Consider the following 14,806-nt stretch of genomic DNA (forward strand, 5'->3'; position numbering starts at 1 on the left):
GGCGGGATCAGGCCAGGCGGTCGATCACCAGCGGCAGCAGGTCCGGCGTGGAGTCGCCGACCTCGTAGCCGCCCTCCAGCGAGTCCAGGGCCCGCTCGAAGAGGGACGCGTTGTCGGCGTGGAGGGTGAGGAGCGGCTGGCCGGCGGTGACCTTGTCACCGGGCTTGGCGTGGCAGATGATGCCGGCGCCGAAGGACACCGCGTCCTCCTTGCGGGCGCGGCCCGCGCCGAGGCGCCAGGCGGCGACGCCCACGGCGAACGCGTCCAGCTTGGTGAGGACACCCGAGGACGGCGCGGTGATCGTGTGCGTCTCCGGCGCCTCCGGAAGGGCCGCGTCCGGGTCGCCGCCCTGGGCGGAGATCATGCGGCGCCACACGTCCATGGCGGAGCCGTCGCGCAGCGCGTCGGCCGGGTCCTTGCCAACGATTCCGGCGGCGTCGAGCATCTCCCGGGCCAGCCGGACGGTCAGCTCGACGATGTCCTCGGGACCGCCGCCCGCCAGGACGTCCACGGACTCGGCGACCTCGACGGCGTTGCCGACCGCGCGGCCCAGCGGACGGTCCATCGCGGTGAGCAGCGCGACCGTCTTCACGCCGTGGTCGGTGCCGATCGCGACCATGGTCTCGGCGAGCTCGCGGGCCTGCTCGACGGTCTTCATGAACGCGCCGGAGCCGACCTTGACGTCCAGGACGAGCGCGCCGGTGCCCTCGGCGATCTTCTTGGACATGATCGAGGACGCGATCAGCGGGATCGACTCGACCGTGCCGGTGACGTCGCGCAGCGCGTAGAGCTTGCGGTCGGCCGGGGCGAGGCCCGCGCCCGCCGCGCAGATGACCGCGCCCGCGCTCTCCAGCACGTCCAGCATCTCGGCGTTCGAGAGGGACGCGCGCCAGCCGGGGATGGACTCGAGCTTGTCCAGCGTGCCGCCGGTGTGGCCGAGGCCGCGGCCGGACAGCTGCGGGACGGCCGCGCCGCATGCGGCGACGACCGGGGCGAGCGGCAGCGTGATCTTGTCTCCGACGCCTCCGGTGGAGTGCTTGTCGGTGGTGCGGCGGCTGAGCGAGGAGAAGTCCATCCGCTCGCCGGAGGAGATCATCGCGGCGGTCCAGCGGCCGATCTCAGGGCGGGTCATGCCGTTCAGCAGGATGGCCATCGCGAGGGAGGACATCTGCTCCTCGGCGATCGCGCCGCGGGTGTAGGCGTCGATCACCCAGTCGATCTGCTCGTTCGACAGCGCGTGGCCGTCCCGCTTGGCGCGGATGACGTCGATGGCGTCCACGTCGGGGACCTCTTTCAGGTGCGGGTGATCAGGTCGTCGGGGCCGAAGGCGTCCGGGAGGATCGCCGAGAGCGGCCGGATGCCGGAGACGGACTCCAGCAGGGTCTCGGGGGTGCCGTGCTCCCAGAGGAGCTGGCGGCAGCGCCCGCAGGGCATGAGGGGATCGCCGTGGCCGTCCACGACCGAGATCGCGACGAGGCGGGGTCGGTCGCCCGACGGGTCCGCGTCCGGCCCGTACAGGGCCGAGACCAGGCTGCACTCCGCGCACAGGCCGATCCCGTACGAGGCGTTCTCCACGTTGCATCCGGTGACGACGCGGCCGTCGGAGACCAGCGCCGCCGCGCCCACCGGGAACTTCGAGTAGGGGGCGTAGGCCCGCTTCATCGCGTCCCGGGCCGCACCGCGAAGGACATCCCAGTCGATTTCACTCATCAGACAATAATCCCACTCGATCTTCGTGGATCGGGCCCGGCATCGACGTCGCGATGCCGGGCCCGGGTTCGGGGTGCTACCTCGCCTCGCCGCGGCGGTAGATGAGACCGTCGGCGGCGGGCATCCGGAGCCGCTGGCTCGCGAGGGCCAGGACGAGCAGCGTCGTCACGTACGGGATCGTCGAGACCAGCTCGCCCGGGAGCTGGTCGCTCATCACGAACCAGACCAGCATGGCCGCGGCCGTGACGATCGCGATCGTGGACGCGACGTAGGCGCCGCGCACGGTGCGCCGCTCCAGGTCGGTGGTGACCAGCGGACGCAGCCGGGACCCGCGGACGAGCTGCCAGCCCGCGACCGCGACGAAGATGACCGCCACGAACAGCAGCAGGGCGTGCGCCGAGTCGCCGCCGCCGCGGACGTTCATCGCGTCGGTGTAGCCGAACAGCAGCGAGCCGGACGCGAGCCCGACCGGACGCCAGTTACCGAAGATCATCGCCGCGAGGCCGATGTAGCCGCGGCCGCTGGTCTGGCCGTCCTGGTACAGGGACGACACGGTGACCATGAACGCGCCCGCGAGGCCCGCGCAGCCACCCGAGATCATCACGGCCGCGTACTTCATCCGGTACACGTTGACGCCCAGCGACTCGGCCGCGTACGGGTCCTCGCCGCAGGACCGCACGCGCAGCCCGAACGGCGTCCGCCACAGCACGAAGAACGTCACCGGGACGAGCAGGACCGCGATCAGCGTCAGGACCGACATGCCCGCGGTGAGGCCGCGCAGCACGCCCGCGACGTCCGACACCAGGAACCAGTGGTGCTTCTCCAGCGACCCCAGCCAGTCCGGGGACTGCCAGGAGCCGATCTTCCCGCCGGACAGGAACGGGACGGTCAGCGTCGGCATCGCGTCCACCGGCGGCGACTGCCGCGGCCCGCCGCCCAGCGCCTTGGCGTGCCCGGTGTTGAACACCAGGCCGGCCAGGAACTGGGTCAGGCCGAGGCCGAGGATGTTGATGGCGACACCCGACACGATGTGGTCGACGCCGAAGGTGACGGTCGCGATCGCGTGCACGAGGCCGCCGAGCGCGCCGCCGAGGATCCCGGCGATCACGCACGCCCACGGTCCCCACTGGTAGCCCGCCCAGGCGCCCGTCCAGGTGCCGAGGATCATCATGCCCTCGAGCCCGATGTTGACCACGCCGGACCGCTCGGCCCACAGCCCGCCGAGCCCGGCCAGGAAGATCGGGACGGCCAGCCGCAGCGCGGCCGAGACGGTGCCGGACGAGGTGACGTCGTTCGCGCCGTCCAGCACCCGGACGGCCGACAGGAGCACCAGCAGCGCCCCGGCGATCATCATGTAGTGCGGCCAGCGCAGGTTCAGCTTGGCGCGGACGCCGGAGACCTTCTCCGCGACGGTGGCGGTACTCACTTGGCGGCCTCCCCCGCGACGGTGTGCCCGGCGGCGAGTTCGCTGGCCACGCTCTTCTGCTGGATCCGGATCTCCCAGCGGCGGACCAGCTCGTAGACGATGACGACGGTCAGCACGACCACGCCCTGCATCACGCCGACGATCTCCTTCGGCACCTGGACCTCCTGGAGGATGTCCGAGGACTGGTCGAGGAACGCGAACAGGATCGCCGCGAGCGCGATGCCGACCGGGTGGTTGCGGCCGAGCAGCGCGACGGTGATGCCGGTGAAGCCGAGCCCGGCCGGGAAGTTCAGCGAGTAGTTGTAGGACGCGCCGAGCAGCTCGGGCATCCCGATCAGGCCCGCGACCACGCCGGACAGGACCATCGTGATGACGACCATCCGCTTCGCCGAGACGCCGCTGGCCTGCGCCGCCGTCGGCGAGAGCCCGGAGATCTTCAGGTCGAAGCCGAACCGGGTGCGGTTGATGACGACCCAGAACACGATGCCGATCAGGACCGCGACCGGGAGCAGGCCGTACAGCCGGCCGGGCAGGTCGATGCCGATGTTCGACAGGAACCCGTTCAGCGGGCCGACCTGGCCGGACGACGGGATGTCCGGGGTGGCCACGCTGTTGCTGCCCGGACGGTCCGCGGCGAGCCGGTCGGTGTTCAGCAGGTAGGCGATGATGCCGGTCGCGATCGCGTTCAGCATGATCGTCGAGATGACCTCGCTGACGCCGCGGGTGACCTTCAGCAGGCCCGCGATGGACGCCCACGCGCCGCCGATCACCATCGCCGCGACGATCACCAGCATCTGCCCGAACGGGGCGGGCAGGGTGATCGCGCCGCCGAGCGAGGCGGCCAGCAGCGCGGCGAGCCGGTACTGGCCGTCCACGCCGATGTTGAACAGCGCCATCCGGAACCCGATGGCGACGGCGATCGCCGACAGGTAGTACCGGGTCGCGCGGTTCAGGATGTCCACGATCGAGTTGGACGTGGTGCCGTAGTCGACCATCGACTGGATCGAGCTGACCGGGTCCGCACCGGAGATCCGCAGCACGATCATGGTGATGACCAGCGAGATCAGCAGCGCCAGCACCGGCGCACCGATCTTCAGGCCCAGACCGCGCGGGCCGAGGCCGCGCAGGATCGCCTGCCAGCCGGGAACCTTGTCCGGGTCGTCCGGCCTCGCGGCGTCGGGGGTCGCCTTCGCCACCGAGGGGGTCTCCGCGGCCTCGTCGGCCGAGGTCTCGGCCGGCTTGGCCACCGCGGGGGTGTCCTCGGGGGGAAGGTCGCGCTTGTCGTCGCTCATGACGCGTCCTCGACGGTCGCGCCGGTCATGGCGGAGCCGAGCTCCTCGGGGGTGACGTTCGCCGGATCCACCTCGGCGACCAGCCGCCCCCGCAGGATCACGTGCAGCGTGTCGGACATACCGATGAGTTCCTCAAGGTCGGCGCTGATGAGCAGGACGGCGAGACCCGCCGCCCGCGCCCGGCGCAGGTGTTCCCAGATCGCGGCCTGCGCGCCGACGTCGATGCCGCGGGTCGGGTGTGCCGCGATCAGCACCTTCGGCTCGCCGGACATCTCCCGGCCGACGATCAGCTTCTGCTGGTTGCCGCCCGACAGCGCCCCGATCGGCACCTCGATGCCGGGCGTGCGCACGTCGTACTCCTGGACGATCCGGGTCGTGTCCCGGCGCGCGCCGCGCCGGTCGATCCACGGGCCGCGCGAGTTCGGCTTCTCGGTCTGGTGGCCGAGGATCCGGTTCTCCCAGAGCGACCCCTCGAGGACGAGCCCGTGCCGGTGCCGGTCCTCGGGGATGTAGGCGATCCCGGCCTCGCGGCGGCGGCGCGTCGTCCAGCCGGTGACGTCCTCGCCGGCGAAGCCGATCGTGCCGGAGTCCGCGGTGCGGATCCCCATGATCGTCTCGATGAGCTCGCTCTGGCCGTTGCCCTCGACCCCGGCGAGGCCGACGATCTCGCCGCGCCGGATGTCCAGGGTCACGCCGTCCACGACGGGACGGCCCTCGGAGGTGAGCACCACCAGGTCCTTCACCGCGAGCTCGACGTCCTCGGTCACGGTGGACTCGCGCAGCTCGGGCGTCGGCAGCTCGGACCCGACCATCAGCTCGGCCAGCCGCCGCGAGGTGACCTCGCGCGGGTTCAGCCGGGTCGCGACCGTGGTCCCGCGCCGGATCACCGAGATCGAGTCGGCGACCGACAGCACCTCGTCCAGCTTGTGCGAGATGAACAGCACGGTCAGGCCCTCGGCGCGCAGCTCGCGCAGGTTGCCGAACAGCTCGTCGACCTCCTGCGGGACGAGCACGGCGGTCGGCTCGTCCAGGATGAGCACCTTGGCACCCCGGTACAGCACCTTGATGATCTCGACGCGCTGCCGGTCGCCGACGCCCAGCTCCTCGACCAGCGTGTCCGGGTCGAGCCGCATCCCGTACTGCTCGGCCATCGCGCGGATCTTCTCGCGGGCGGACCCGAAGTCGATCCGGCCCGCCTTCCTCGGCTCGGCCCCGAGGATCACGTTCTCCAGGACGGTCAGGTTGTCGGCGAGCTTGAAGTGCTGGTGCACCATGCCGATGCCGCGCGCGATGGCGTCCGCCGGGGTGCGGAAGGACACCTTCTCGCCGTCGATCTCGATGGTGCCCTCGTCGGGACGCTGCATCCCGTAGAGGATCTTCATCAGCGTGGACTTGCCCGCGCCGTTCTCGCCGCAGAGCGCGTGCACCTCGCCGCGCTGGATCTCGAGGTCGATGTCCCGGTTGGCCACCACGCCCGGGAACCGTTTGGTGATGGATGTCAGCCTGACGGCCGGCACCTGGTCAGGCACGAGTGCCCCCCTGTGAAGAAAAGCCAGTGGAAACGGGAACGGCGTCGCACCCGCGACAGAGCGCGGGGCGACGCCGGAACCGGTACGGCGTCAGGCCCCGGGCTTGGCCGGAACCTTGATCTTGCCGCTGACGATGTCGGCCTTGTACTGGTCGAGCTTCGCCTTGATGTCGTCCACGAAGCCGCCGGTGGTCGCGTAGGACACACCGTCGTTCGACAGGTCGTACTTCTTGATGCCGGCCTGGAAGGAGCCGTCGGCGACACCCTTGACGAAGTCGAACACCGAGGTGTCGACCCGCTTCACCATGGAGGTGAGGATGTGGTCCTTGACCGAGCTGACGGCCGGCTGGTTGTACTGGTCGGAGTCGACGCCGATGGCCCACTTGCCGGCGGCGCCCACGGTCTTGATCACGCCGATGCCGGCGCCGCCCGCGGCGTGGTAGATCACGTCCGCGCCCGCGTCCAGCTGGCCCTTGGCGGCCTCGTTGCCGAGCGCCGGGTTCTTGAACCCGTCGAAGTTCGGCGGCTGGGTCAGGTACTTGGCCGGCAGGACCTTGATGCCCGGCTTGGCGGCCTTGGCGCCCGCCACGTAGCCGGCCTCGAACTTCTGGATCAGCGGGGTGTTCACGCCGCCGATGAAGCCGATGGTGCCGGACTTGGACTTCAGCGCGGCGGCCGCGCCGACCAGGTAGGAGCCCTGCTCCTCGGCGAAGCAGGCGCCCTCGACGTTCGCGCCCGTCACCTGGCACTGGTCGGCGTCGACGACCAGGAACTTGGTGTCCGGGAAGTCCTTGGCGACCTTGATGACCGCGTTGGTGTAGGCGAAGCCGACGCCGACGATGGCCTTGTAGCCCTTGCCGGCCAGCAGGCGCAGGCGGGACTCCTTGTCGGCGTCCGGCTCGTCCGGCTTGGCGGAGATCTCCTCCGTGGTGACGTCAAGGTCCTTCTTGACCTTGTCGAGGCCGGCGGCCGCCGAGTCGTTGAACGACTGGTCGCCGCGCCCGCCGATGTCGAAGGCCAGACCGACCTTGATGCTCTTCTTGCCGTCGCCACCGCTGCTGCCGGAGTCCGACTTCTTACCGCCACACGCGGCGGCGTTCAGCGCCAGCACGGCGCCCGTCACGGAGACGAGCGTGATCTTGAGTACACGGCGCATTATGCCGCGCTCCTTCCGTTCCCCACCCAGAACAACGCGGCCGGACGCGCGCGTGAGCATGCCCCGGCCACAGAAACCGATCGGACGCTACCCCGAGGTAGGTGGTGAAACATCCGATGTGCACCGTTTCGCAACGCGTCCGTTACCAACGCGTAGGCTTATCGGCGCAGGTGGCGGGGTGAAAGACCGGGAGGTGACCCGGGCCGGGCACGGTCGGCACGGCCCGTGATCCCGGGGGAGGAACGGAACGACCCTACTCAAACCTACTCGGGGACGATCAACTCAGCGCCGCCCCCTCGGCGGTGTCGACGACCGGCTCGTCACGGCCCGCGTCGAGGCGGCCGTCCCAGAGGGCGGTCAGCGCGGTCGCGGCCAGCACCCGGACGCCGACCGCCACGCACGCCTCGTCCACGTCGAAGTCGCCGCGGTGCAGGTCGTACTCGGCGGACGACCCGGGCTCGCGGACGCCGAGCCGGGCCAGCGCGCCCGGGATCGACTCCAGGTACCAGCCGAAGTCCTCGCCGCCGAGGCTCTGCGGGGTGGGCACCACGCCCTCCTCCCCGATCATCTGGCTCGCCCCGTCCCGGAACAGGTCCACGCTGACGACCTCGTTCACCGTCGGCGGGACGCCCCGGACGTACTCCAGCGACGCCTCCACGTCATAGGCGGACGCGACGGACTGGAGCAGCGCCCTCATCATCTCCGGCGCGCGGTGCCACGCCTCGTCGTCCAGGCAGCGGATGGTGCCCTCGGCGACCCCGTCGTCCGGGATGGCGTTGGCCACCGACCCCGCCGACACCCGGCCCCACACCAGCGACAGGCTGGAGCGCGGGTCCACCCGGCGGGACAGGGCCGCGGGCAGCTCGGTGACGATCTTGGCGAGCGCGTAGACCAGGTCGGCGGTCAGGTGCGGCCGGGCGGTGTGCCCGCCGGGCCCGGTCACCTTCACGTACACCTTGTCGCAGGCCGCGGTGATCGCGCCCGTCCGCAGGCCCAGCTGGCCTACCTCGATGCGCGGGTCGCAGTGCAGCGCGAACGCCCGATCCACGCCCGCGATGCCCCCCGCCGCGATCACGTCGAGCGCCCCGCCGGGCATCTCCTCGGCGGGCTGGAACAGCAGCCGGACCCGGCCCGGCAGCAGCCCGGCCTCCGCCTGCCGCGCCAGGAACAGGCCCGCTCCCAGCACCATCGCGGTGTGGACGTCGTGCCCGCAGGCGTGCGCGACGCCCGGCACGGTGGACCGGTACGGCGCGTGCTCCTTCTCGTCCTGGAGCGGGAGGGCGTCGATGTCGGCGCGGAGCGCGACCGTGTAGCCGTCCTCCGGGCCGATGTCGCAGTACAGGCCGGTGCCGCGGGGCAGGATCCGCGGGTCGAGCCCGGCCTCCTTCAGCCGCGCCGCGATCCGCTCGGTGGTGCGGTACTCGTTGTGCGCGAGTTCCGGGTTGGCGTGCAGGTCGCGCCGGAACGCGATCAGCTCCGGCTCCGCGGCGGCCAGGAACTCCTCGAGCCGCACCCGCAGTGCCGCGCCTCCCACCTGCACGATCCCTTCCGTCCCTTCCTCCGGCACGCTCCCGGCCACCGGTGCGGCCGGGGTCATCGTGCCCGCCACCTGGGCCATGGCCTGAGCGGCCGTGGCCCGGGTGTTCGCGGCCCGCGTGTCGGTGGGCCGTCCGGCCGTGCGCCTAGCGCTTCCGCCGGAACGGCCGGCGGCGTCCGCCGCCCCCGGGGCGGTGGCTGGTCCAGGGCCGGGCATCACCCCGGGTCCCATGTGTGTCATGTGCGCCCCCTGCGCGTGGGCGGGCCGGCCCGATGGCCGCCCGCCGGTCTCGGTTCGCGGAACGGACGACCGGCCGGGATCCTCAGTTCCCGGCACGGGCGACCTCCCCGCGGGTGACGAACCGGTCCTCCGCGAGCTCGAGGACCGCGGCGTCGACCACGTCCTCCAGAGTGCCGCCGCCCGCGCGGATCGCGCGCTGGCGCTCGTAGGGGGCCCCGTGCTCCAGGACCTCCCCGGCGATCTTGAGCTCGTCGGCGCAGCCGAGCCGCGCCGCGACCGGTTCCAGCTCCGCGACCAGTTCGTACACCTCGTCGCGGAGGGGTGCGGTGTGCCCGCTGTCATCGGTGATGACCAGGGCGTCCAGGCCGTACCGGGTGGCCCGCCACTTGTTGTCGCGCACCACCCAGGCGGCCGGGCGCGGCAGCGTGTAGCCGCGGTCGAGCTGCTGGTCGAAGAGGGTGACCAGGCTCTGGCACAGCGCCGTCGCCATTCCCACCTCGCGGAGCGTGGGTATCCCGTCGAACATCCGGATCTCGACCGTGCCGAAGTCCGGGTGCGGACGGATGTCCCACCACACCTCCTTGATGCTGCGGATGGTTCCCGCTCGCAGCAAGGTGTCCATGTAGTCCTCGAACGCCGTCCAGTCGTCCAGCAGGTGGGGCGGGCCGGCGGTCGGGAGCTGGCCGAACACCACCGCGCGGGTGGACGCCAGTCCCGTGTCGTCCCCGCTCCAGAACGGGCTGGACGCGGTGAGCGCGAGGAAGTGGGGAAGGTAGCCGGCCAGCGCGTTGACGATCGGGATGACCTTCGCCCGGTCGGTGACGCCGACGTGGACGTGCACGCCGAACGTCTGGATCCGGCGGGCGAGCCACTGCATCCGCTCGACCAGGTCGGAGTAGCGCTGGGTCGGCGAGGTCTCGGCGTCCCGCCAGTCGGAGATGGGATGCGTGCCCGTGCAGGCGAGCGTCAGACCCCGGGGCTCGACCGCGGCGCGCAGCGCGTCCACGGTGGCGGCCAGGTCGCGCTGGGCCTCGGCGACGGTCTGGCAGACGTCGGTGACGACCTCGACCGTGGACTCCATCAGCTCGTGGTGGAGCTTGGCGGCCTGCCCGGCGGCGCCCGGCGGGAGGGCCCCCGGGGACGAGGCGCTCGGTGTCGGCGTGCCCGGCGGCTGCGCGCCCGGCGACCGCAGGGCGGCGAGCACCTCGCGGGCGTCCTGCCGCAGGTGCCGGGTCGCGGCGTCGACGAGCTGGAGCTCCCACTCCACGCCCAGCGTCGCGCCGCGCGACGGGTTGAAGACAATGGCCACGGCCAACCTCCGTCCACAATCCTTGCAGGTCGATGCGTGGCACGTGGGGCGATTCCGCCAGCGGGTATCTAAGCCTGGACAAACGGCTGCCCAGGTAGGGCGTGTTCCGCACGCGGGCGCCGACGTCACCCATCATGGCGCGCGGCGCCCCGGCGCCGCCGGGATCCCCGTCCTTTGCGGAGCATTTGGCCCGGTTGGGCGACCGTCCCTCACACGGGGTCACCGGTTTCGGTCACGACGTACCGGGCCGACATGCCCCAATGTGACTAGTACTTGGCCAGACCGGGAGCCCCATTCATCCACCGTGGGTATCGGACTCCGCGATCGGTCGCCTACGCTTCCGGAAGACAAGAGGGACACGCGTCATCGGTTCGAGATGGCCGGAGCGAGGAACGGCAGGGGCTTGCGAGCACAGCGACCTGGTTCAGCACTGCGTTGTCCGTCCCGCATGATCGCCGCGTCCGCGGCGTTGGCGTCCGGGGCGGTCCTGGCCCTTCCCGGCGCGGCCTGCGCGGATTCCGGGCCGGTCGGCGGGGCCCAGCTCGCCGGTCGCGGCGTGATCGTGAACCCGGCGGCCGGGGTGCCGGCGCCGCCGAACATCCACGCCTCGTCCTGGGTGATCGCCGACGCCGACACCGGCGAGGTGCTCGCCGCCAAGGACCCGCACGGCCAGTACCTCCCGGCGAGCACGCTGAAGACGCTGACCGCCCTCACCCTCATCCCGAAGCTGGACGCGGCGCGCAAGATCAAGCCGTCCCAGTCGGCGTGCGACGTCGAGGGCACCAAGGTCGGCATGACGCCGAAGATGGGCTACTCGGTCGACCAGCTCTTCCACGCGCTGATGATGATGTCGGCCAACGACGCGGCGGTGACGCTGTCGGAGGCCAACGGCGGCCTGAAGAAGACGATCGCCGACATGAACGGCGAGGCGCGCACCCTGCACGCCGGGGACACCCTCGCCGCGTCCCCGAACGGCCTGGACGTCGACCTCGGGCTGTCCATCAAGACCCAGCACACCTCGGCGTACGACCTGGCGCTGATCCTGCGCCAGGGCATGAAGGACCCGGCCTACCGCAAGTACGTGCAGGCCCTGAACTTCTGGTTCCCGGCCCCGCCGGACAAGCAGCAGAAGAAGAAGCACAAGCCGGGCGGCTACCCGATCTACACGCACAACCGGATGCTGCCGGGCCAGCCGCACGCCTACAACGGGATGATCGGCGGCAAGAACGGCTACACGGTCACGGCCGAGCAGACCTTCGTCGCGGAGGCCAGGCGCGGCGGGCACACCATCCTGATCTCCCTGATGAAGGCCGACGTCCCGCCGTCCCCGTACGCCGCCAAGCTGCTCGACTGGGGGTTCGCGGCGCGCGGGAAGGTCAAGCCGGTCGGCACGCTGGTCGAGCCCGGCGAGGCCGGGGCGAAGGCCGACGCCGCCGGGGGCAAGGACGGCGGCCAGACGGCGATCGAGAAGGCCAGCTCGTCCCGCACCTGGATGGTCGTGGGCGGCGGCGCGGTCGGCGCGCTGATCGCGATCGGCGTGCTGTTCCTCGTCCTCCACCGCCGCCATCGGCGCGGTGACCTGCGGCTTCCCAAGCCGAACGGGCCGTCCGGCGACGGGCCGTCCGCGGGTACTCCGGACGCCGGGGCTCCGGACGCCGCGTTCGGCAACGTCCGTCTCGCGCAGGCGCCGCAGCCCCCGGAGGCCCCGGAGGCGCACGACGGCCCCGAGATCATCGCGGACGCGGACGGCGAGCACGACGCACCGCAGCCGCCGCTCACCCCGCGCCTGGACGAGCGCCCCTAGCGGCGCGACGCGTCAGGCCGCCGAGCGGGGGACGTCCGCCCGGCGGTTCGCGGCGGGCGGCTCGTCGGGCGGGTCCTCGGACTGGTCGTCCATTGTGAGGACGATCCGGCGGGTGGCCGTCCAGGCGGCCGTGAACAGGACGAACCGGGACACGATGTTGATCCACACCATCAGCCCGACGAGGACCGCGAACGAGGCGTAGACCGGGTTGCGGGTGGTGTGCGCGACCAGCAGCGTGCCGACCTGCTTGAGCACCTCGAAGCCGACCGCGCCGAACAGCGCGCCGCGCAGGATCCGCCGCCATGGCGCGCGCGTCCCGGACATGCGGGTGAACAGCACCAGGAAGATCAGGGCGTTGAAGGCGACCGCGACCAGCAGGGACAGCAGCCGCAGCACCGTCCGCGCGCCGGTGACGTGGGCGAGGCCGAACAGGTCCAGCGCGCTCTGGGTGGCCTGGGACGCCACCGACGACACCGCGACGCTGGCCACCACGGTCGTCCCGAGGAAGATCAGCACCAGCGCGTCGCGCAGCTTGAGCACGAGGAAGTTGCCCTCCGGGGACGGGTCGTAGCCCCAGACGTCGCGCAGCGACTCGCGCAGGACCCGGACCCAGCCGAGCCCGGTGAACAGCAGCGCGACCAGGCCGAACACCCCGACGGCGGTGCGGGACTCGGCGATCCGCTGGACCTCCAGCGGGCCGGACAGGCCGGGGAGGAGCTCCTCGATGGCCTTGATCAGGTAGTCGCGGGCCTTCTCACTGACCCCGACCAGGTAGCCGAGCAGCGCGTAGGCGAGCGCGAGCAGCGGGAAGAACGACAGGAACCCGTAGCTGGTCATGGCGGCCGCGAGCCGGTCGCCGCCGTGCTCCTGGTAGCGCTCGTAGGCGCGGCCGAGGTGGTCGAACCAGCCCCAGCGGGCACGGAGCGCTCCGATCGCGGCCTTCAGCGCGTCCACCAGCGCGTCGAACCGGCGCCGAAGCTCAGCGATCACGGACATGCACGCAACGTACCCGGCCGATCGATGATCAGTCCGAAACCGCCGGGCTTGTGGACGAGGTCACGCGGAAGGCCGCTGACCCGGCCTTTCGGGGGCGGACGCGCCGGAGGGCGCCGCGGTGGGAGGGGCGGAGGTGAAGGCGAAGTGGCGGTGCGGGCGCCAGACGCCGTCCTCGCCGTGGAGATAGAGGGAGAACTCGGACGCCTCGAAGTCGGCCCGGTAGCCGGAGAGGTCCTTGAACGCGCGGTCGAGGACCTCCTCCGGCAGGTGGTGGGCGACGGTGACGTGCGGGTGGTACGGGAAGGACAGCTCCCGGGCGAGCGGCCCGGTCAGCACCCGCCGCTGGACGGCCTCGCAGCCGCCGATGCCCTCGGCGAGCGCGACGAACACGACCGGCGACACCGGACGGAACGTCCCGGTGCCGCGCAGCCTGATCCGGAACGGCGCGCACTCCCCCGCCACCGCGCTCAGATGGTCCTCGATCGCGGGCAGCGCCGCGACGTCCACCACGGTCGGCGGGAGCAGGGTGATGTGCGTGGGGATCTGCCCGGCCAGCGGGTCCCCGAACGACTCGCGCCTCCGCTGGAGGTAGGAGCCGTACGGGTCCGGGATCGGGAAGGACACGCCGATGGTGGCGGCGTGTTCGGGATCGGTCGCGAGCGAGCGGTGCTCAGCGCCCACGCCCGACGAATCCCACCCGGTCGCGCACGATGTCCATGGTCCGTGCCGCGACCTCGCCCGCCCGCGTCGCGCCGTGCGCCAGGATCTTGTCCAGGGCGTCCTCGTCGTCCAGCAGCTTGTGGGTGCGCTCGCGGATGGGGGTGAAGGTCTCGGTGAGCAGCTCGGCGAGGTCCTTCTTGAACTGGCCGTAGCCGGAGCCCTCGTAGCGGGTCTCCAGGTCCGCGATCGTCTCGCCGGAGAGGGCGGAGTGGATGCGCAGCAGGTTGCTGACGCCCGCCTTCTCGGCCTCGTCGAACCGCACCTCCGACCCCGTGTCGGTGACCGCGCGCATGATCTTCTTGCGCATCGGGCCGGCCTCTTCCAGCACGTCCACGATGCCCTGCGGGGAGGACGCCGACTTGCTCATCTTGATCGCCGGGTCCTGGAGGTCGGTGATCTTCGCGGCGCCCTTGAGGATGTAGGCGTCCGGCTCGATGAAGGTGGCGCCGAACCGGTGGTTGAACCGTCCGGCCAGGTCGCGGGTGAGCTCGACGTGCTGCCGCTGGTCCTCGCCGACCGGGACGCGGAACAGCCGCTCGCCCTCCGGGCCGCCCGTGCCCGGCTCGGGCGTGTACAGCAGGATGTCGGCGGCCTGCAGGATCGGGTAGGTGAACAGCCCGACGCTGGCGCCGGACGTGCCCTGCTTGGCGGCCTTGTCCTTGAACTGGGTCATCCGGCTGGCCTCGCCGAACCCGGTCAGGCAGCTCAGCACCCAGGCCAGCTCGGCGTGCTCGGGCACATGGCTCTGGACGAACAGGGTCGAGCGGTCCGGGTCCACGCCCATCGCGAGGAGCTGGGCGGCTGAGACCCGGGTGCGGCGGCGCAGCACGGCCGGGTCGTGCTCCACGGTGATCGCGTGCAGGTCCACCACGCAGTAGAACGCGTCGTGCGACTCCTGAAGGGCGACCCACTGCCGCAGCGCGCCGAGGTAGTTGCCGAGGTGGAAGGAGTCCGCGGTCGGCTGGATCCCGGACAGCACGCGGGGTGCGGCGGCGGGGCCGGACGCGGGCGGGGTGGGCTGTGACATGGGCACGGACCGATTCTCTCAGGCCCCTTCCGGGGCGGCGGCTGCCGACCCGCCCGTCACG

Annotated in this window: 12 protein-coding genes; 1 reads left to right on the forward strand and 11 read right to left on the reverse strand. The window is 71.7% G+C overall.

Features of this window, described 5'->3' with window-relative positions; genetic code table 11:
* Positions 1 to 7: 7 nt before the first annotated feature.
* From AB0L06_RS04290 to AB0L06_RS04325, 8 genes are all read right to left on the reverse strand, one after another.
* Entirely contained in the window at positions 8 to 1,279 is a 1,272-nt protein-coding gene (locus AB0L06_RS04290) for a thymidine phosphorylase (RefSeq protein WP_500229477.1), read from the reverse strand.
* Positions 1,280 to 1,293: 14 nt separating this feature from the next.
* Complete coding sequence (locus AB0L06_RS04295; RefSeq protein WP_500229478.1) at positions 1,294 to 1,710, reverse strand: cytidine deaminase; 417 nt, start codon at positions 1,708 to 1,710, stop codon at positions 1,294 to 1,296.
* A 76-nt stretch (positions 1,711 to 1,786) separates the two neighbouring features.
* Complete coding sequence (locus AB0L06_RS04300; RefSeq protein ID WP_500229479.1) at positions 1,787 to 3,136, reverse strand: ABC transporter permease; 1,350 nt, start codon at positions 3,134 to 3,136, stop codon at positions 1,787 to 1,789.
* The gene (locus AB0L06_RS04305; RefSeq protein ID WP_500229480.1) at positions 3,133 to 4,428 is read right to left on the reverse strand and encodes an ABC transporter permease; all 1,296 of its coding nucleotides are present in this window, start codon (positions 4,426 to 4,428) and stop codon (positions 3,133 to 3,135) included. The genes AB0L06_RS04300 and AB0L06_RS04305 overlap by 4 nt, the downstream gene beginning before the upstream one ends.
* Positions 4,425 to 5,957: an ABC transporter ATP-binding protein gene (locus AB0L06_RS04310; RefSeq protein WP_500229481.1), complete on the reverse strand. Its 1,533-nt coding sequence runs from the start codon at positions 5,955 to 5,957 to the stop codon at positions 4,425 to 4,427. Before AB0L06_RS04310 ends, AB0L06_RS04305 begins: the two co-directional genes overlap by 4 nt.
* Before the next feature lie 90 nt (positions 5,958 to 6,047).
* The gene (locus tag AB0L06_RS04315) at positions 6,048 to 7,112 is read right to left on the reverse strand and encodes a BMP family lipoprotein (RefSeq protein WP_500229482.1); all 1,065 of its coding nucleotides are present in this window, start codon (positions 7,110 to 7,112) and stop codon (positions 6,048 to 6,050) included.
* Positions 7,113 to 7,389: 277 nt separating this feature from the next.
* Positions 7,390 to 8,646 (reverse strand): amidohydrolase, encoded by a 1,257-nt coding sequence (locus tag AB0L06_RS04320; RefSeq protein WP_500229866.1) that lies wholly within the window; start codon positions 8,644 to 8,646, stop codon positions 7,390 to 7,392.
* Between the two features lie 325 nt (positions 8,647 to 8,971).
* A complete protein-coding gene (locus AB0L06_RS04325; protein ID WP_500229483.1) occupies positions 8,972 to 10,198 on the reverse strand; it encodes a glutamate--cysteine ligase in 1,227 nt (408 codons plus the stop codon).
* Positions 10,199 to 10,646: 448 nt separating this feature from the next.
* Between AB0L06_RS04325 and AB0L06_RS04330 the strand changes: the two genes are divergently transcribed.
* The gene (locus tag AB0L06_RS04330; protein WP_500229484.1) at positions 10,647 to 12,002 is read left to right on the forward strand and encodes a D-alanyl-D-alanine carboxypeptidase family protein; all 1,356 of its coding nucleotides are present in this window, start codon (positions 10,647 to 10,649) and stop codon (positions 12,000 to 12,002) included.
* Positions 12,003 to 12,014: 12 nt separating this feature from the next.
* Here the strand turns inward: AB0L06_RS04330 and AB0L06_RS04335 are convergent, their stop codons facing one another.
* From AB0L06_RS04335 to trpS, 3 genes are read right to left on the reverse strand one after another with little or no spacing between them, the layout of a single operon-like run.
* Complete coding sequence (locus AB0L06_RS04335; protein WP_500229485.1) at positions 12,015 to 12,998, reverse strand: YihY/virulence factor BrkB family protein; 984 nt, start codon at positions 12,996 to 12,998, stop codon at positions 12,015 to 12,017.
* Between the two features lie 60 nt (positions 12,999 to 13,058).
* Positions 13,059 to 13,679, reverse strand: a complete 621-nt coding sequence (locus AB0L06_RS04340) for a 2'-5' RNA ligase family protein (protein WP_500229486.1) — start codon at positions 13,677 to 13,679, stop codon at positions 13,059 to 13,061.
* Positions 13,669 to 14,745 (reverse strand): tryptophan--tRNA ligase, encoded by a 1,077-nt coding sequence (gene trpS, locus AB0L06_RS04345; RefSeq protein WP_500229867.1) that lies wholly within the window; start codon positions 14,743 to 14,745, stop codon positions 13,669 to 13,671. Before trpS ends, AB0L06_RS04340 begins: the two co-directional genes overlap by 11 nt.
* Positions 14,746 to 14,806: the final 61 nt, after the last annotated feature.

The sequence above is a fragment of the Spirillospora sp. NPDC052269 genome (assembly GCF_040679435.1).
Classification (GTDB): Bacteria; Actinomycetota; Actinomycetes; order Streptosporangiales; family Streptosporangiaceae; genus Spirillospora.